The sequence below is a fragment of the Bacillus siamensis KCTC 13613 genome (genome assembly GCF_000262045.1).
Classification (GTDB): domain Bacteria; phylum Bacillota; class Bacilli; order Bacillales; family Bacillaceae; genus Bacillus; species Bacillus siamensis.
On record NZ_AJVF01000039.1, the window covers coordinates 131,929 to 150,755 of the forward strand.

The following is an 18,827-nucleotide window of genomic DNA, read 5'->3' on the forward strand; positions in this document are numbered from 1 at the left end:
AAGGAATCGCCCAGCGGGGGCGATTCCTTTTTTATCACAGCGTGCGCTGTTTAAGAATTTGATTTTGTTTGCTGCGCTTCTTTAAGGAGAACCGTTTTTTCAAGTGCGTTTCGATTTCTTCTAAACTTCTGCCCTTCGTTTCAGGAACGATGTAAGCGGCGAAGAAGAAGGATGTGAGGCAGATGACTGAGAATATTCCGAATACCCAGCCAATGCCCATGGCGCTCAGCATAAGCGGGAATACCAGTGAAACGACCAGGTTTGTTGCCGACAGAATCAATGTCGTAAATCCGGTTGCCGCCCCGCGTGCGTTTGACGGGAACAGCTCCGGCATCAGGACCCATACGACGGGACCCCATGTCGCCTGGTAAAAGACGATATAGATTCCGAGAAACAGCACGGTCAGCCAAGCCGTTGAAGCTGACAGGCCGGCCAGAAGGAGAATGGCTGATAATGACGCCAGGCTCAAGGTGATGCCGATGCTTCCCCACATCAGCAGTTTTTTCCGGCCGATCCGGTCAATTAGGATCATGGCGGTGATACACATGATGACGTTTAAGACACCGATTCCCATTGTGCCGAGAACGGACGCCGAGGTGCCGAGTCCGGCCTTTGTAAAGATGGTCGGCGCATAGTAAATCACCGTGTTGATACCGACCGCCTGCTGGAAGATGGCGAGGCCGATCCCGATCAGCAGCATAGGGCGGATCCATTTTGCTTTCAGCAAGCCGAGCGTAGATTCTTTTTTCTCAGCTTCACCTTGTTTCATTTCCGCCAATTCAACGGCGATATCCTCTTTGTCGTGCGTCATTTCCATGACTTGTCTGGCTTCCTGTTCACGGCCGCGTTTGACGAGCCATCTCGGTGATTCCGGCATAAACGCGATTCCGATTAATAACAGCGCCGCCGGTACTGCGGCGAGACCGACCATCCAGCGCCAAGCTTCAAATGGGGTGAATATGTAATTCACAATATATGCAAGTAAAATTCCGGTTACAATCATTAAGTTATTCAATGTGCCAAGCGTTCCGCGTATTTTTGTCGGAGCCATCTCAGAAAGATAAACGGGAACAAGCGCCGTTGAACCGCCGACGGCTAATCCGAGAATGACACGTGAGATGATCAGCATGGTGACGGTTTGCGAAGCTGCGCAGGCAAGCGCGCCAAGAATAAAAATGAGTGAAAGGACGAAAACGACTTTTCTCCGGCCCCATCGGTCAGAGCATGTCCCGCTTAAGGCGGACCCGAAAATCGCACCGAGCAGCAGCATGCTGACGACCAATCCCTCAGTCAGCGTGTTTAAAGGAATATCATTGTTGATAAAAAGCAAAGCCCCTGAAATCACGCCGGTGTCATAACCGTAAAGCAGCCCGCCTAATGCTCCGAAAAAGTAAATCAGGTATTTTTTGGTGTTTTTCTTCACAGATGATCCTCCTCATCTTTTTGGAACGCATAATAGTTTATTTAGATAACTATTTCATTCCCCTGTGAAAAAAATATAAACCTTCAAAAAAAACACGCCCTTTTAAAGGCGTGTTTCTTTTTTCTTAGGAAAACAGCTTGTCGATAAACGCGATTTCTTCCGCAGAAAGCGTAATGGAGGCTGCTTTCATATTGTCTTTTAATTGATCCGCGCGTTTGGCGCCCGGAATCAGGATGTCGATTTCAGGTCTGGCCAAATACCAGGCAAGCACGATATGTGCCGTGTCGGCATTGTGCTTCTCGGCAATCGGTTTGAGCTGGTTGACTTTTTTGATGTTTTCTTTAAACTGCTCCCCTTGGAAATGCGCCTGATCATTGCGCAGATCGCCTTCAGGGAAGGTGGTGTTCTCGTCGTATTTGCCGGCTAACAGTCCGGATACGAGCGGGAAGTACGGGATGAATGAGATGCTGTGTTCTGTCGTATAAGGGAAGAAAGTCTTTTCCGCCTCGCGGTTCAGCAGGTTGTATTCCCCTTGAATCACATCGACTAAGCCATTCTTATTGGCTTCTTTCAGCTGCTCCAGAGAGAAATTGGAGACGCCGATGGAACGGATTTTTCCTTCTTTTTTCATCTCATTCAATGCTTGGACAGCTTCGTCCTTCGGCGTGTGCTCATCCGGGAAATGGATGTAGAATAAATCAATGTAATCAGTCTGCAGACGTTTCAGGCTGTCTTCAACTGATTGTTTCAAAAAGGCCGGTGAATTGTCGAAAACAAAGTCATCGCCTTCTTTTCTGTGCGCGGCTTTTGTGGCGATGAAGACATCCTCGCGGTTAAACTCTTTCAGCACCTCGCCGATTAATTCTTCAGAACGGCCCACCCCGTAAATATAGGCGGTATCTAACATGGTAACGCCGCTTTTAATCGCTTCCCGGACCAATTCTTTTCCCGTCTCTTCATTCAGATTCGGATAGAGATTGTGTCCGCCGACCGCATTTGTTCCCAAACCGATCGGAAATACTTGTAGGTCAGTTTTGCCGATTGTTACTTTGCTCATGTTTTCGCCCCCTGAAAAAGTAAATTAGGATATCACAGCGCCTGCCGGAAAAATACGGAAGCGCATTCTCTATTAATTGTAACGCTATGCCAAGTGAATGTCGATTTGGTGCTCTTGACAATACTTTGTATATTCCTCATCAAGCTGCTGAGAAGTGACGATGCTGTGAAGCCGATCGAAAGGCGCGTATGTCAGAAGCGTGGATTTGCCGAATTTGGAATGGTCCGCGAGCAGATACACTTCGTTTGCCTTTTCGGAAATTTTCTTTTTCACCTCGTATTCCAGCAAGTCGGAATTCGTCAGGCCGTGGGTGATCGTTGTCCCGGTAGCGGACATGAACGCCTTGTTAATATTGTATTTATTGAGGGTGCTCGGATCATCAATGCCGACAAATGACCTTGTCTTCCGCTTGTAGTTGCTGCCGATAATGATCAGGTCGACATTTTTCATGGATGAAGCGGCGTTAATAATATCAAGACTGTTCGTCAGCACCGTCACATTCTTATCCGGATCAAGCGTCTCCAGCATCGATTTGGTCGTCGTGCCGGAATCAATAAACACAAGATCGTGATCCTCGATAAACCGTGACGCATAACGGGCGATTTTGATTTTTTCATCCTGATGTTGAATGGTGCGGTTTTCAAAAGGGACGAGCATGGATTTTTCTGCTGATGTCACGCCGCCGTACACCTTTTTGATCACCCCTTTTTCCGCAAGCTTATTAATATCGCGTCTGACCGTGTTTTTAGAGACGTTGAAAACCTCGCACAGCTCATCCAGCGAAGTGGCTCCGTGTTTGAGAATGTATTCTTCCATCTCCTGAATCCGCATCAGTTTCATAAAAAAACTCCTTCTAGAATTCTTAAAGTAATTAAAATATATAATAAACACCAAGAGTTAATCAATAGTTACTTAACAAATGATAAAAAAGATGGATCTCCCGTACGATTCGACACCATTCTTCAAGTTCCTGTTTTCCTGCTCTAAAAAGGTATAATGAAAATAATGAAAAAATTTTGATTTTTTAGATTGACTTGAAGTGGTGTGGGGATTAAAATGTAACCAAGAAATGACCAAAATGTAACCCGTAAAATTAAAAATGATAGATGTAACCGTTTGCTTGGGTCGGTACATGACCAACTTTTACATGGGAAGAATGGGAGACACCATCATTTTAGCATTTGTAAGCGTTTAATTCATGTCTTTTGTATGTAAAAGATGAATATATCCATCCGTTATTACCCAGCTGAACAGGATGTTTACTATTTAAGGAGGCAATGAGCATGGCAGAGATCAGAAAACTGAAAAACTACATCAATGGTGAATGGGTTGAAAGTAAGACAGATCAATATGAAGACGTTGTCAATCCGGCTACAAAAGAAGTGATGTGCCAGGTTCCGATTTCTACGCGGGAGGATGTGGAATACGCCGTCCGCTCAGCGTCAGAAGCGTTTAAAACATGGTCAAAGACGGCAGTGCCGCGCCGTGCGAGAATTCTATTTAACTATCAGCAGCTTCTTCAGCAAAACAAAGAAGAGCTTGCCCGTCTGATTACTTTGGAAAACGGTAAAAACACGACAGAAGCACTCGGTGAAGTGGGACGCGGAATTGAAAACGTCGAATTCGCAGCGGGCGCGCCGTCACTCATGATGGGCGATTCACTTGCCTCTATCGCCACAGATGTAGAAGCGGCGAACTACCGCTATCCGATCGGGGTGGTCGGCGGCATCGCACCGTTCAATTTCCCGATGATGGTCCCGTGCTGGATGTTCCCGATGGCCATTTCGTTAGGAAATACGTTCATTCTGAAGCCGTCTGAGCGCACGCCGCTGTTAACGGAAAAACTGGCAGAGCTGTTTGAACAGGCCGGTCTGCCGAAGGGCGTCTTCAATGTCGTGCACGGCGCGCATGACGTCGTAAACGGCATTCTTGAGCATCCGGAGATTAAAGCCATCTCATTCGTCGGTTCAAAACCTGTCGGCGAGTATGTTTTCAAAAAAGGCAGCGAACATTTGAAACGAGTGCAGGCGTTAACGGGGGCGAAAAACCACACGATCGTGCTGAATGATGCCCACCTTGAAGATACAGTCACAAACATTATCGGAGCGGCATTCGGTTCGGCAGGAGAGCGCTGTATGGCATGCGCGGTTGTGACCGTTGAAGAGGGAATCGCCGATGAGTTTATGGCGAAATTACAGGAAAAGGCCGCGGACATCAAGCTCGGAAACGGACTGGATGACGGCGTGTTCTTAGGCCCGGTTATCCGCGAGGACAACAAGAAGCGTACGCACAGCTATATTGAAAAAGGCATCGAAGAGGGAGCGAGACTGCTTTGTGACGGCCGTGAACATGTAACGGAAGACGGCTATTTCGTCGGACCGACGATTTTTGATAACGTGACGACAGATATGACGATCTGGAAAGATGAAATCTTTGCGCCCGTTCTGTCGGTCATGCGTGTGAAAAACTTAAAAGAAGCGGTTGACATCGCCAACCAGTCTGAATTTGCGAACGGCGCCTGCCTGTTCACTTCAAATGCGAACGCGATCCGCTACTTCCGTGAAAATATTGACGCGGGAATGCTCGGGATCAACCTTGGCGTCCCGGCGCCGATGGCATTCTTCCCATTCTCGGGCTGGAAGTCTTCTTTCTTCGGCACACTGCACGCAAACGGAAAAGACAGCGTCGACTTTTATACACGTAAAAAAGTCGTGACGGCACGATACCCGTCTCCTGACTTCAATTGATCTGACAGCCGGCCCGGACGGCTTTGTGATTCCGTCCGGGTTTTCTTTTACCATCAATTAAGGAGGAATACACATGAGTCATTTGCTGCGCAAACCGCAGGCCGATGAGATTTCTCAAGGCGTGAACATCATACATGACGTCACTTCAGCCAATTCAGGCCTCAAATACGTCGGATTTAAAGTCGTTGATCTCGCTCCCGGCTCAACATATACAGAAGATTTGAAAAAGACGGAGTGCTGCATCGTGGCGGTCACGGGAAAAATCACCGTCACAGATCATGATCAGACATTTGAAAGCATCGGCACCCGTGAAAGCGTATTTGAAAGAAAGCCGACGGACAGTGTTTATGTGTCCAATGACCGCTCCTTTGACATCACAGCCGTCAGCGGGGCGAGGGTCGCGCTGTGCTACTCTCCGTCCGAACACCAGCTTCCGACAAAGCTGATTAAAGCGGAAGACAACAGTGTGGAACATCGCGGCAAGCTGGCAAACAAACGAACCGTTCATAACATTCTCCCCGATTCAGATCCATCGGCAAACAGCCTTCTCGTTGTTGAAGTTTACACGGACAGCGGCAACTGGTCGAGCTATCCGCCGCATAAACATGACCAAGACAATCTGCCGGCTGAATCCTTTTTAGAAGAAACCTATTACCATGAAACGGACCCGCCGCAGGGGTTTGTCTTCCAGCGTGTGTACACGGACGACCGCTCGATTGACGAGACGATGACCGCAGAAAATGAAAACGTTGTCATCGTGCCGGCGGGCTATCACCCGGTTGGTGTTCCGGACGGGTATACCTCTTACTACCTGAATGTAATGGCGGGACCGACACGAAAATGGAAGTTTCATAATGATCCGGCCCATGAATGGATTCTGGAACGCTGACAAGTGAGGAGTGGCAGATAACAATGAAATATACATTTAATGAAGAAAAAGAGTTTGATATTGTCGCGATCGGACGCGCGTGTATTGATTTGAACGCAGCGGAATACAATCGGCCGATGGAAGAAACGATGACGTTTTCTAAATATGTCGGCGGTTCCCCGGCAAATATTGCGATCGGCAGCGCCAAGCTCGGATTAAAAGCCGGTTTTATCGGCAAAATCCCGGACGACCAGCATGGCAGATTCATCGTTTCCTATATGCAGGGAAAGGGCGTTGATACGTCACAAATGGCCGTTGACAAAGAAGGGCGCAAAGCCGGACTCGCTTTTACGGAAATTCTCAGTCCCGAAGAGTGCAGCATTCTGATGTACAGAGATAACGTGGCGGATCTGTATCTTGAGCCGTCGGAAGTCAATGAAGGCTACATCGCAAACGCGAAAATGCTGCTCGTATCAGGCACGGCGCTTGCAAAAAGCCCGTCGCGCGAAGCTGTCCTAAAAGCGGTGCATATCGCAAAAAAACATGACGTAAAAGTCGTTTTTGAGCTCGACTACCGTCCGTATACATGGCTATCGGCAGAAGAAACCTCCGTGTATTACACGCTGGCGGCGGAACAATCCGATATCGTCATCGGAACGCGTGACGAATTTGACGTGATGGAAAACCGCAGCGGCGGAGACAACGATGAAACCGTCCGCCGTTTGTTTGCGCATTCCGCCGATCTTGTCGTTATTAAGCACGGGGTTGACGGATCATACGCATACAGCAGATCGGGAGAAGTTTTCCGGGCGCGCGCCTATAAAACAAAGGTGCTCAAGACATTTGGAGCGGGTGATTCCTATGCGTCTGCCTTCATCTACGGACTTGTCAGCGGCCGGGATATTGAAACGGCCTTAAAATACGGGAGCGCTTCCGCTTCCATCGTCGTCAGCAAACACAGCTCGTCAGAAGCCATGCCGGCTGCCGATGAAATCCTCGAACTGATTGAAGCACAGCACAGCCTGAATGGTAAATAGAACGTGTAAAAGGTGGGATCGTTTGTGGGCAAGACAATTCGCTTAACGACAGCACAAGCGCTGATTAAATTCTTGAACCGGCAGTATATTCATGTTGATGGGAATGAAGAGCCGTTCGTTGAGGGCATTTTCACGATTTTCGGCCATGGAAATGTGTTAGGGATCGGGCAGGCGCTTGAGCAGGACGCCGGGCACCTGAAAGTGTATCAAGGCAAAAATGAACAAGGCATGGCGCATGCCGCAATGGCATACAGCAAGCAGATGCTGAGAAGAAAAATTTACGCGGTATCGACATCGGTCGGTCCGGGTGCCGCAAATTTGACGGCTGCCGCGGGTACGGCGCTGGCCAATAACATTCCGGTGCTGCTGCTTCCGGCTGATACCTTTGCGACGAGGCAGCCTGACCCGGTGCTTCAGCAGGTGGAGCAGGAATACAGTGCCGCCGTCACGACAAACGATGCGTTAAAGCCCGTGTCCCGCTATTGGGACCGCATCACCCGCCCCGAGCAGCTGATGAGCAGCTTAATCCGGACCTTTGAAGTGATGACGGATCCGGCAAAAGCGGGACCGGCGACAATCTGCATTTCTCAGGATGTCGAGGGAGAAGCATATGATTTTGATGAACGCTTCTTTGAAAAACGCGTTCATTACATAGATCGGATGCAGCCGAGCGAGCGTGAGCTGAGAGGCGCCGCGGAGAGAATCAAGGAGAGCAGCCGTCCCGTCATTTTAGTGGGCGGCGGCGCGAAGTATTCCGGGGCACGCGAGGAATTGATTGCGCTTTCTGAAACATACGGGATTCCGCTTGTCGAAACGCAGGCCGGAAAGTCAACGGTTGAAGCCGATTTCGCCAACAATCTGGGCGGCATGGGCATCATGGGCACACTCGCCGCGAACAAAGCCGCCCGTCAGGCTGATCTTATCATCGGTGTCGGCACACGGTATACGGACTTTGCGACATCCTCGAAAACGGCGTTTGATTTTGACAAAGCAAAATTCCTGAATATCAATGTCAGCCGCATGCAGGCTTACAAGCTTGACGCATTTCAGGTCGTAGCCGATGCGAAGGTGACGCTCGGCAGACTGCACGGCTTATTAGACGGATACAAAAGTGCATTCGGCACGGCGATTAAAGACTGGAAAGATGAATGGCTCGCTGAACGGGACCGGCTCGGCAAAGTCACTTTTACACGTGACGCATTCGAACCGGAAATTAAGAACCATTTCTCACAGGACGTGTTAAACGAGTATGCCGACGCACTCGAGACTGAGCTGCCGCAAACAACGGCGCTGTTGACCATCAACGACACGATTCCTGAAGACAGCGTCGTCATCAGTTCGGCGGGCTCTCTTCCGGGAGATCTGCAGCGGCTGTGGCATTCCAATGTCCCGAATACGTACCATCTGGAGTACGGCTATTCCTGTATGGGATATGAAGTATCAGGCACACTCGGCCTCAAGCTGGCCCACCCCGACAAAGAAGTCTATTCACTCGTCGGTGACGGAAGCTTTCTGATGCTGCACTCAGAACTGATTACCGCGCTTCAATATAACAAAAAAATCAATGTCCTGCTCTTTGATAACTCCGGCTTCGGCTGTATCAGCAACCTGCAGATGGATCACGGCGGCGGCAGTTATTTCTGCGAGTTCCGCACAGAGGACAATCAGATTTTAAACGTTGATTACGCGAAGGTGGCAGAGGGCTACGGTGCTAAAACATACAGAGCCAATACGGTTGAAGAGCTGAAGGCGGCGCTTGAAGATGCGAAAACGCAAGACGTATCCACTTTAATTGAAATGAAGGTTCTGCCGAAAACGATGACGGACGGCTATGACAGCTGGTGGCACGTCGGCGTGGCGGAAGTGTCTGAGCAGGAAAGCGTTCAGTGGGCATTCGAAGCGAAAGAGATGAAGCTGAAGTCTGCGAAGCAGTACTAGAGGGGAGGCATCACGATGGGCAAACAAGATATTCTGTGGGGTATCGCCCCCATTGGATGGCGCAATGACGATATGCCGGAAATCGGAGCCGGGAATACGCTGCAGCATCTGTTGAGCGATATTGTCGTCGCCGGCTTTCAAGGAACGGAAGCGGGAGGGTTTTTCCCTGAACCTTCCGTCCTGAATAAGGAACTGGCTCTCCGGAACTTGCGGATTGCGGGGAAATGGTTCAGCAGTTTTATCATTCAAGACGGTATTGAAAAAACGGCTGAATCATTTACGGAACACTGCGATTATTTGCAGAAAGTCGGAGCGGATGTCGCCATCGTTTCTGAACAGACGTACAGTGTCCAGGGCTTGGACATTGATGTTTTTAAGAAAAAACCGCACTTCTCAGATGAAGAATGGGTTACGCTGTGCAATGGCTTGAACCGTCTCGGGAAAATCGCGGAGGAATACGGGCTGAACCTCGCTTTTCATCATCATCTCGGCACAGGCGTCCAGACGGCGGAAGAAGTTGACCGGCTGATGGAAGGAACGGACCCCCGGTATGTCCATTTACTTTATGATACCGGCCATGCCTATATCTCCGATGGAGACTGCATGACGATTCTCAACAAGCATATGGATCGGATCAGACACGTTCATTTCAAAGATGCGCGGATTGACATTATGGAGCGGTGCAGACAAGAAGGCAAATCATTCAGGCAGTCGTTTTTACAGGGCATTTTCACGGTTCCCGGAGACGGATGCATCGACTTTACCGAAGTGTACCGGACGCTCATCCGTCATGATTATTCAGGCTGGATCGTCATTGAAGCCGAACAAGACCCCGCAATCGCCAATCCGCTTGAGTACGCGCTGATAGCGAGAAAGTATATCGACAGTGAACTGCTTGATCCTGCAAATTAGAGGGGGGCTTATATGAATCGTGCCATGGCGGAATCAGCTTTCAGCAAAAGGGCCATCTATGACCGGTATTTTGCTCATATGTGTGACGGCCATCGGGCTTGTCTTCACACCGAATACGTCCGGCAATCCGCTTGAACAGATTCAGCAGGAACTGTACGGTGCTCCTCAGGACGGCAGCGACAAAAGAAAGACGAGAACCATTATTTGATTATCAGAAGGAGTGGCGATCAATGAACTTACGTATAGGTGTTATCGGAACCGGTGCTATCGGAAAGGAGCACATCAACCGCATCACAAATAAGCTGTCCGGAGCGGAAATTACCGCTGTAACAGATGTGAATCAGGAGGCCGCGAAGCAGACCGTTCAGGATTTCGAATTAAACGCCTCCGTTTATCCTGATGACGACAGCCTCCTCGCTTCTGAAAATGTGGACGCCGTCTTAGTGACAAGCTGGGGCCCGGCTCACGAGTCCAGCGTTTTGAAAGCGATTCAGCACGGAAAGTACGTGTTTTGTGAAAAGCCGCTCGCCACAACGGCAGAAGGCTGTATGCGCATCGTCAAAGAAGAAATGAAGACGGGCAAACGTTTAGTCCAGGTAGGCTTCATGCGCAGATATGACAGCGGTTACATTCAACTGAAAGAAGCGATCGACAATCGTGCGGTCGGCGAGCCGCTGATGATTCACTGTGCGCACCGCAACCCGACAGTCGCATCGAATTATTCAACAGACATGGCCGTCGTCGATACGCTCGTTCATGAAATTGATGTCCTCCACTGGCTCGTCAATGATGATTATGAATCCGTACAAGTCATCTATCCGAAGAAATCAAAAAATGCGCTGCCGCATCTCAAAGATCCGCAGATGGTCATCATCGAAACAAAAGGCGGTATCGTCATCAATGCCGAAATCTATGTGAACTGCAAATACGGCTATGACATTCAATGTGAAATCGTCGGGGAAGACGGTGTTATCAAGCTCCCGGAGCCATCAAGCATCAGCTTGAGAAAAGAAGGAAAACTCAGCACCGATATCCTGATGGATTGGCAGCGCCGATTTGCGGCTGCGTATGATGCGGAAATTCAGGACTTCATTGAGTCGATCCGGAAAAAAGGCGAAGTCAGCGGTCCGACGGCATGGGACGGTTATATTGCCGCGGTGACAACTGACGCGTGCGTAAAAGCTCAGGAATCCGGACAGAAAGAGCCAGTGGCGCTGCAAGAAAAACCGGCATTCTATCAATCCTTTACGACTGTGAGCAAATAATAGATTTGGAGTGAAAACAATGAAACTGGCCTTAGATCCATCCATGTACCGTGATGATTTAACGTTAGAGGAAATGGTCTATAAAACGGCGGAGCTCGGATACGAGTATATCGAACTGTCCCCGCGCGAGGATTTCTGTCCTTTCTACAAATATCCGAAAGTCGATTCAGCAAAAATCAAACAATTGAAGCGTCTTTTAAAGGATACAGGCGTGAAGCTGTCCTCTCTTCTGCCGCTTTACCACTGGGCGGGGCCTGATGAAGACCGCCGCCAGGCCGCTGTGCGCAACTGGAAACGGGCGATCGAAATTGCGGTTGAGCTTGAAGTGGATTTGATGAACAGTGAATTCAGCGGTTCAAAATATGATCCGTTGACAAGTGAAGAAAAATTCATCAAATCCATGGATGAGCTGCTGCCCGTCTTTGAAAAAGAAGGCGTTAAACTCAATCTGCAGGCCCATCCATACGATTTTATCGAAACGCACAAAGGTGCGATGAATATGATCCGCGCGCTTGATAAGGATTGGATCAATCTTGTCTACTCGACGGCGCATACGTTCTTTTACGATGACGGCAAAGGCGATATTGCGACTATGTTTGATGAAGCCGGCGGCCGCCTCACACATGTTTTATTTGCAGATACCTTTAATCATAAAGCGGCTCACGGCCTGCGTTACATCGTCAATCCGCCTGATGCGAAAGTAACGGTTCATCAGCATTTGGACATCGGGCAAGGCGAGGTTGATTTTGATACGATTTTCAAAAAAATGAGAGAGATGAAATTCGACGGAATTGCGACGAATGCCGTTTTCGCTTGGGTCGGCGAAAGAGCGGATGAATCAAGCAGGTTCATGCTTAAGAAATTAAAAGAAGAATTAGGTATGGCATAAGCTTTAGTACGGAGTTCGGCGGGGCGGAAAGGCTCCTCAGCTAAACGCAGATGGGAGAGGCTGACATGAAACTTTGCTTTAATGAAGCGACTACGCTGGAGAATTCAAACTTGAAACAGGATTTAGAGTTGTGCGAAAAGCACGGCTATGATTATATTGAAATCCGCACAATGGATAAGCTGCCGGAATACTTAAAAGACCATTCACTGGCCGATCTGGCGGAATATTTTCAAACCCATCACATTAAACCGCTTGCCCTGAACGCACTGGTTTTCTTCAACAACCGTGATGAGCAGGACTATAGGGAGATCATTTCGGAATTCAAAAGCATGATGGAAACGTGCGAAACGCTCGGCGTGAAATATGTGGTGGCCGTGCCGCTTGTGACAGAGCGGAAAATCTTGAAAGAAGAGATCAAAAAGAGCAGCGCAGAGGTGCTGACTGAGCTTTCGGACATCGCGGAGCCGTACGGCGTAAACATTGCCCTTGAATTTGTCGGCCACCCTCAATGCACGGTCAATACATTTGAACAGGCGTATGACATCGTGAACGCTGTCGGCCGCGATAATGTCGGGCTTGTGTTTGACAGCTTCCATTTCCACGCGATGGGCTCCAATATTGAAAGCCTGAGGCAGGCGGACGGAAAGAAAATTTTCATCTATCATATCGACGATACAGAAGATTTCCCGATCGGATTTTTAACGGATGAAGACCGTGTCTGGCCGGGGAAGGGAGCGATTGACTTAGACGCCCACCTGTCAGCGTTAAGGGATATCGGATTCAATGATGTTGTCTCCGTAGAACTGTTCAGGCCTGAATATTATAAGCTGACCGCGGAGGAAACGATCAAAACGGCAAAGGAAACAACGGAAGCCGTCGTATCAAAATACTTCTTGAAGGAGGCGTGAACATGGCTTTTGTCACCATGAAACATCTTCTTGCAGAAGCGAAACGGGAGCAGTATGCAGTCGGCCAGTTTAATATAAACGGTCTGCAATGGACGAAGGCGATTCTGCAAGCGGCGCAAAAGGAGCAATCGCCGGTCATCGCCGCGGCTTCCGATCGTCTGGTCGATTATTTAGGCGGCTTTAAAACGATTGCCGCCATGGCCGGCGCATTAATGGAGGAAATGGCCATTACCGTTCCCGTCGTGCTTCATCTTGATCACGGAAGCAGTGCGGAACGCTGCAGACAGGCCATTGACGCCGGATTCAGTTCAGTGATGATTGACGGCTCCCATCAGCCGATTGACGAGAATATCGCGATGACAAAAGAAGTCACTGATTATGCCGCAAAGCACGGTGTGTCAGTAGAAGCCGAAGTCGGCACGGTCGGCGGCATGGAAGACGGTCTGGTCGGCGGTGTCCGCTATGCCGATATCACAGAATGTGAGCGGATCGTCAAAGAAACCAGCATCGACGCGCTGGCCGCCGCCCTCGGCTCCGTACACGGCAAATATCAGGGTGAGCCGAATCTCGGATTTAAGGAGATGGAAGCGATCTCCCGCATGACTGATATTCCTCTCGTTCTTCACGGGGCATCCGGAATTCCGCAGGATCAGATCCAAAAAGCCATCACGCTCGGCCACGCGAAAATCAATATCAACACGGAATGTATGGTCGCCTGGACAGACGAAACACGCCGCATGTTTCAGAAAACCAGCGATCTGTATGAGCCGCGCGGCTACATGATACCCGGCATTGAAGCTGTAGAAGAGACGGTGCGAAGCAAAATGAGAGCGTTCGGATCAGCCGGAAAAGCCGCTAAGCAGCCGGTCGGCTGAATGAAACCACCAACCGCCGGAATGGCGGTTTTTTTGTGCGGTGTTGCGTCCGTACGCCCGAAACGATTATGATGATGGCAACAGCGTAAAAACGGGAGTGGTTCAGTTTGAATAAAATCATGATAGTAGAAGACAGTGAAGACATTCGCGGACTATTGCGGAATTACCTTGAAAAATACGGCTATCAAACCGTGGCCGCCGATGATTTTACAGCTGTTCTTGATGTTTTTTTGCGGGAAAAACCTGATGTGGTGCTGCTTGATATCAACCTGCCGTCCTATGACGGGTATTATTGGTGCCGGCAGATCCGCCAGCATTCCACAAGCCCGATCATTTTCATCTCAGCCAGAAGCGGGGAAATGGATCAGGTGATGGCGATTGAAAACGGCGGAGACGATTATATCGAAAAGCCGTTTTCCTACGATATTGTGCTCGCGAAAATCAAAAGCCAGATCCGCAGAGCATACGGAGAGTACGCCGCCAAGCAGGGAGAGAAAGTGGTTGAATATGCCGGTGTGCAGCTCTTTGTCGAACGGTTTGAACTGCGCTTTCAAGACGAAAAAAGCGAGCTTTCTAAAAAAGAAAGCAAGCTTTTGGAGGTGCTGCTGGAGCGGGGAGAAAAGGTGACGGGGAGAGACCGGCTCATGGAAAAAACGTGGGACACCGACATTTTCGTCGATGACAATACACTTAACGTGTATGTCACGCGGCTCAGAAAAAAACTGCGGGAGCTGAATGCGCCTGTTTCCATTGAATCGGTGCGGGGTGAAGGCTACCAGCTGAGGGCGCTGTCATGAAGCTGTTTCTCCGTTCCCATGCCGTGCTGATTCTGCTTTTTCTCCTTCAAGGGCTGTTTGTCTTCTTTTATTACTGGTTTGCGGGTCTTCATTCTTTTTCCCACCTGTTTTACATATTGGGCGTGCAGCTTCTTATTTTGGCAGGGTACCTGGCCTATCGCTGGTACAAAGACCGCGGCGTGTATCATTGGCTCAGCTCGGAGCAGGAAGGGACGGACATCCCGTATCTCGGTTCTTCAGTGTTTTGTTCAGAGCTGTACGAAAAGCAAATGGAGCTGATCCGGATGCAGCACCAGAAGCTCCATGAGACCGAAGCCAAGCTCGACGCGCGGGTGACGTATATGAATCAATGGGTGCACCAAGTAAAGACGCCGCTGTCGGTCATTAATTTAATCATTCAGGAAGAGGATGAACCCGTCTTTGAACAAATCAAAAAAGAGGTCCGGCAGATTGAATTCGGGCTGGAGACGCTCCTTTATTCATCACGGCTCGACCTGTTTGAGCGGGATTTTAAAGTCGAAGCGGTTTCCTTATCAGAGCTTCTCCAATCGGTCATTCAAAGCTATAAACGGTTTTTTATTCAATACCGAGTCTATCCGAAAATGGACATTCGCGATGATCATCAGATTTACACCGATGCCAAATGGCTCAAATTTGCGATCGGCCAAGTGGTCACAAATGCGGTCAAGTATTCGGCAGGCAAGAGTGACAGACTGGAGCTGAATGTCTTCCGCGATGAAGACAGGACGGTGCTTGAAGTCAAAGATTACGGTGTCGGCATTCCCTCGCAGGACATCAAGCGGGTGTTTGATCCTTATTTCACCGGCGAAAATGGGCGGCGTTTCCAAGAGTCTACAGGAATCGGTCTCCATCTCGTCAAAGAAATTACGGGCAAGCTCAATCATACGGCGGACATCAGTTCGTCCCCCGGTGAAGGGACATCGGTTCGATTTTCATTTCTTACAAAAATGTAAGACTGCGTTAAGAAAACAACATAGCTCGTTTTGCTTCCCCTTGATAACATGGATTCATGTCAAGGGGATTTTTTATGCTGAACGCCCCGGCACTACATGAAAGCAGCCCTGATCAACAAGAATAAAACCATAAGGAGGATTCTCATGGCGAATATGCTTGAAGTCAAACAGATAAATAAAACCTATAAAGGACAAGTATCCTATCAAGCCTTAAAACAAATTTCATTTTCAATAGAAGAAGGCGGGTTCACGGCGGTGATGGGACCGTCCGGCTCCGGAAAGACAACGCTTTTGAATATCATTTCAACGATTGACCGTCCGGATTCAGGCGATATCCTGATTCACGGAGAAAATCCGCACCGGCTGAAGCGGACAAAGCTCGCCCATTTCCGCCGCAAGCAGCTCGGATTTGTGTTCCAGGATTTCAACCTTCTGGACACGCTGACGATCGGTGAAAATATCATGCTGCCGTTAACGCTTGAAAAAGAAGCGCCGTCTGTCATGGAAGAAAAACTGCTCGGCATCGCGAAAAAGCTCGGAATCGAAGACCTGCTCAACAAACGGACGTTTGAAGTATCCGGCGGACAGCGCCAGCGGGCCGCCATCGCAAGAGCGGTCATTCATAAGCCGTCACTCATTCTCGCCGATGAACCGACTGGAAATCTTGATTCCAAAGCGTCAAAAGACGTCATGGAAACGATGCAGAGCCTGAACCAGGATGATCATGTCACGGCTTTGATGGTGACCCATGATCCGGTTGCGGCAAGCTACTGCCGCCGTGTCATCTTTATAAAAGACGGCGAGCTGTTTAATGAGATTTACCGCGGGGAAAACCGCCAAGTCTTTTATGAGCAGATTCTTGATGTGCTGTCTATGCTGGGGGGAAACGCAAATGACCTTTCTTCAGTTCGCTTATAAAAACGTCACGAGAAACAAAAGGGCCTATCTTGCATTCTTCTTGAGCAGCGCCTTTTCCGTGTTGATTTTCTTTACCTTTGCGATGTTCCTGTTTCATCCGGCACTAAAGGAAGGCTACCTGAATAACATCGCCAGAAAAGGCTTAACCGCAGCGGAATGGATGATCTTTGTTTTTTCTTTCTTATTTGTTCTGTATTCGGTTAATGCCTTTTTGAAATCGAGAAATAAAGAATTCGGTATTCTGCTGATGCAGGGCATCACGCCGGTGCAGCTGAGAAAGCTCATTACGGCGGAAAACATGATCATCGGCGTCATGTCGATCGCAGCCGGGATTATCGGCGGGTTCATTTTTTCGAAAACGTTCTTTACGGTCGGCGCTTATATTTTAGAAATGGACGCGCTGCCTCTGTATATGCCTTGGAAAGCGCTCGGCATGACGGCCGGCGGATTTCTGCTCTTATTTTTCCTTTTATCGCAGTTCACGATCCTTTTTGTCAGATCAAATACAGTGATCAAATTAATAAAGGGCACTGACAAGATCAAGCCGGAGCCGAAGCCGTCCGTGCTTCTGTCCTTATTCGGCATCGCCTGCCTGTGCGGCGGATACGGCATGGTTCTGAAAGGCAATGTCCACGGGACTGAACCGTTCATCATTTTACTGCTTACCGTCATCGGCACGTATTTCTTTTTCAGCCAAAGCAGCATCTGGATTCTGCGCGCGCTGAAGAAGTGGAAAACCTTTTATCTGCGCGGGAAAAATGTCATTTGGGTTTCTGATCTTGTCTATCGTTTAAAAGATAACGCCCGCCTGTTCTTTATCGTCAGCATTATTTCCGCGGTAGCCTTTACGGCGACGGGCGTGCTCGCGATGTACAAAGCGACCGTCGGGGCGGAAGAGTCCGCCTATGAGATGGAGTATGTATCTTTCAGCAGCAATCCAAAAGAAAAGACTCATTTGAAAGATATTGACCATGAATTGAAAACACACGGCTTTACGTATAAGAAAGACAAAATAGATGTTTCCTATGTCCGCTATCAGGAAGGGGATACTGTTCCGCCTGTTTATATGATCAGCGAATCGGAGGCGGCGAAGTACTTCCATGTTAAGCTGAACGGCCTGAAACATGGTGAGGCCGTCTATTTCCCGGGCACGTATGACCGCAATTTCAAAAACGAAGCGCCGGATCAGCTGAAGCTGCTGAACCAAAAAGGCAAGCCGTCCGGCCAAAAACTGTCGGTAAAAGAAGTCGAAAAACCGCTGATTTCATTGAATGCCATCATCGCGGTGAACGATCAAACCTTTGATCGGCTGAAATCACTTGGTGATAAAGCGTCATTATACGGCTACAGCTACGATCATTGGAAAGACAGTCTTGGGATCAGCCAATCCTTGAAAAATGAGATTTACGGCAACTATATTGACGTGCATTCTGATTTTATGGCAAAAGCGGGCACCTACTATGATACGGTGCAGCTGCCGAGCTTGAGTTTATTCATCGGCCTGTTTATCGCGATTGTCTTCTTTGTCGCGGCAGCAAGTTTCTTATATTTCAGGCTGTTCACCGATTTAGATGACGACCGGGAGCGCTACCGTTCATTGGCCAAAATCGGTCTGAGTGAGCGTGAAATGTCACAAAGCGTGACGATACAATTGGCGATTCTCTTCTTCTTTCCATTTGTCATTGCCGTCATGCATACGCTGTTTGCCTTGAGAACATTGGCTGTGGAAGGTTATTCCGATGTAGCGGGGCCGCTCAGTCTGACCATCGGAGGATTTTTCATTTTTCAGCTTCTGTTCTTCCTTGCGGTGCGGTCAAGCTATTTGAAAAAACTGAACAAGTAAGGGGAGTGTAAAGATGAAAAAAGCATTGGCAATCTTGGCCGTCTTGGCGGCCGCTGCCGTCATATGCGGGCTTCTCTTTTTTCATAACGATGTTACAGACAGATTTAATCCGTTTATTCACCAGCAAGATGTTTATGTACAGATTGACCGAGATGGCAAACATCTTAGCCCGGGCGGTACTGAATATACATTAGACGGATACAACGCATCCGGAAAAAAAGAAGAAGTGACCTTTTTCGCCGGGAAAGACCTCCGAAAGAATGCCTATTTGAAGGTGAAGGCGAAAGGAAAGTATGTCGAGACTTGGGAAGAAGTCAGGTTTAAAGATATGCCGGACTCCGTACAGTCGAAATTAAAGTAATCATACAAAACGGCA

17 protein-coding genes and 1 pseudogene are annotated in these 18,827 nt (G+C 48.8%); 15 read left to right on the plus strand and 3 right to left on the minus strand.

Going from position 1 to position 18,827, the window contains the following annotated elements:
* Positions 1–34: 34 nt before the first annotated feature.
* The 3 genes from Y79_RS0109290 to Y79_RS0109300 form a co-directional block, all read right to left on the minus strand.
* The gene (locus Y79_RS0109290; RefSeq protein WP_016937415.1) at positions 35–1,423 is read right to left on the minus strand and encodes a sugar porter family MFS transporter; all 1,389 of its coding nucleotides are present in this window, start codon (positions 1,421–1,423) and stop codon (positions 35–37) included.
* 124 nt (positions 1,424–1,547) lie between these two features.
* Positions 1,548–2,480 (minus strand): aldo/keto reductase, encoded by a 933-nt coding sequence (locus Y79_RS0109295; protein ID WP_016937416.1) that lies wholly within the window; start codon positions 2,478–2,480, stop codon positions 1,548–1,550.
* An 84-nt stretch (positions 2,481–2,564) separates the two neighbouring features.
* Positions 2,565–3,320, minus strand: a complete 756-nt coding sequence (locus Y79_RS0109300) for a DeoR/GlpR family DNA-binding transcription regulator (protein ID WP_016937417.1) — start codon at positions 3,318–3,320, stop codon at positions 2,565–2,567.
* Between the two features lie 443 nt (positions 3,321–3,763).
* Here Y79_RS0109300 and iolA point away from each other — a divergent pair, with 443 nt between their 5' ends.
* The 15 genes and pseudogenes from iolA (at position 3,764) to Y79_RS0109375 (ending at position 18,812) form a co-directional block, all read left to right on the plus strand.
* Positions 3,764–5,227: a methylmalonate-semialdehyde dehydrogenase gene (gene iolA, locus Y79_RS0109305; protein WP_016937418.1), complete on the plus strand. Its 1,464-nt coding sequence runs from the start codon at positions 3,764–3,766 to the stop codon at positions 5,225–5,227.
* 73 nt (positions 5,228–5,300) lie between these two features.
* Positions 5,301–6,116 carry a 5-deoxy-glucuronate isomerase gene (gene iolB, locus Y79_RS0109310; RefSeq protein ID WP_016937419.1) on the plus strand — a complete coding sequence of 272 codons (816 nt, stop codon included), beginning with the start codon at positions 5,301–5,303 and terminating at the stop codon, positions 6,114–6,116.
* A gap of 23 nt (positions 6,117–6,139) precedes the next feature.
* A complete protein-coding gene (iolC, locus tag Y79_RS0109315) occupies positions 6,140–7,132 on the plus strand; it encodes a 5-dehydro-2-deoxygluconokinase (protein ID WP_016937420.1) in 993 nt (330 codons plus the stop codon).
* 24 nt (positions 7,133–7,156) lie between these two features.
* A complete protein-coding gene (gene iolD / locus Y79_RS0109320) occupies positions 7,157–9,070 on the plus strand; it encodes a 3D-(3,5/4)-trihydroxycyclohexane-1,2-dione acylhydrolase (decyclizing) (protein ID WP_016937421.1) in 1,914 nt (637 codons plus the stop codon).
* A gap of 15 nt (positions 9,071–9,085) precedes the next feature.
* Positions 9,086–9,982 carry a myo-inosose-2 dehydratase gene (iolE, locus tag Y79_RS0109325; protein WP_016937422.1) on the plus strand — a complete coding sequence of 299 codons (897 nt, stop codon included), beginning with the start codon at positions 9,086–9,088 and terminating at the stop codon, positions 9,980–9,982.
* Positions 9,983–10,040: 58 nt separating this feature from the next.
* A pseudogene (locus Y79_RS0109330) lies at positions 10,041–10,190 on the plus strand (MFS transporter); the annotation flags it as partial.
* A 22-nt stretch (positions 10,191–10,212) separates the two neighbouring features.
* Positions 10,213–11,247 (plus strand): bifunctional inositol 2-dehydrogenase/D-chiro-inositol 1-dehydrogenase, encoded by a 1,035-nt coding sequence (iolG, locus tag Y79_RS0109335; RefSeq protein ID WP_016937424.1) that lies wholly within the window; start codon positions 10,213–10,215, stop codon positions 11,245–11,247.
* Positions 11,248–11,266: 19 nt separating this feature from the next.
* On the plus strand, positions 11,267–12,136 hold the full coding sequence (locus Y79_RS0109340; RefSeq protein WP_016937425.1) for a sugar phosphate isomerase/epimerase family protein: 870 nt from the start codon (positions 11,267–11,269) through the stop codon (positions 12,134–12,136).
* A 65-nt stretch (positions 12,137–12,201) separates the two neighbouring features.
* On the plus strand, positions 12,202–13,044 hold the full coding sequence (gene iolI, locus Y79_RS0109345) for a 2-keto-myo-inositol isomerase (RefSeq protein ID WP_016937426.1): 843 nt from the start codon (positions 12,202–12,204) through the stop codon (positions 13,042–13,044).
* Between the two features lie 2 nt (positions 13,045–13,046).
* A complete protein-coding gene (gene iolJ / locus Y79_RS0109350; protein WP_016937427.1) occupies positions 13,047–13,919 on the plus strand; it encodes a 6-phospho-5-dehydro-2-deoxy-D-gluconate aldolase in 873 nt (290 codons plus the stop codon).
* 107 nt (positions 13,920–14,026) lie between these two features.
* Positions 14,027–14,716 (plus strand): two-component system response regulator YxdJ, encoded by a 690-nt coding sequence (gene yxdJ / locus Y79_RS0109355; protein WP_016937428.1) that lies wholly within the window; start codon positions 14,027–14,029, stop codon positions 14,714–14,716.
* Positions 14,713–15,690, plus strand: coding sequence for a two-component system sensor histidine kinase YxdK (gene yxdK, locus Y79_RS0109360; protein WP_016937429.1), 978 nt, complete (start codon positions 14,713–14,715; stop codon positions 15,688–15,690). The genes yxdJ and yxdK overlap by 4 nt, the downstream gene beginning before the upstream one ends.
* A gap of 144 nt (positions 15,691–15,834) precedes the next feature.
* The gene (yxdL, locus tag Y79_RS0109365; RefSeq protein ID WP_016937430.1) at positions 15,835–16,608 is read left to right on the plus strand and encodes an ABC transporter ATP-binding protein YxdL; all 774 of its coding nucleotides are present in this window, start codon (positions 15,835–15,837) and stop codon (positions 16,606–16,608) included.
* A complete protein-coding gene (gene yxdM, locus Y79_RS0109370; protein WP_016937431.1) occupies positions 16,583–18,451 on the plus strand; it encodes an ABC transporter permease YxdM in 1,869 nt (622 codons plus the stop codon). The genes yxdL and yxdM overlap by 26 nt, the downstream gene beginning before the upstream one ends.
* A 13-nt stretch (positions 18,452–18,464) precedes the next feature.
* Entirely contained in the window at positions 18,465–18,812 is a 348-nt protein-coding gene (locus tag Y79_RS0109375; protein ID WP_016937432.1) for a YxeA family protein, read from the plus strand.
* Positions 18,813–18,827 lie beyond the last annotated feature (15 nt).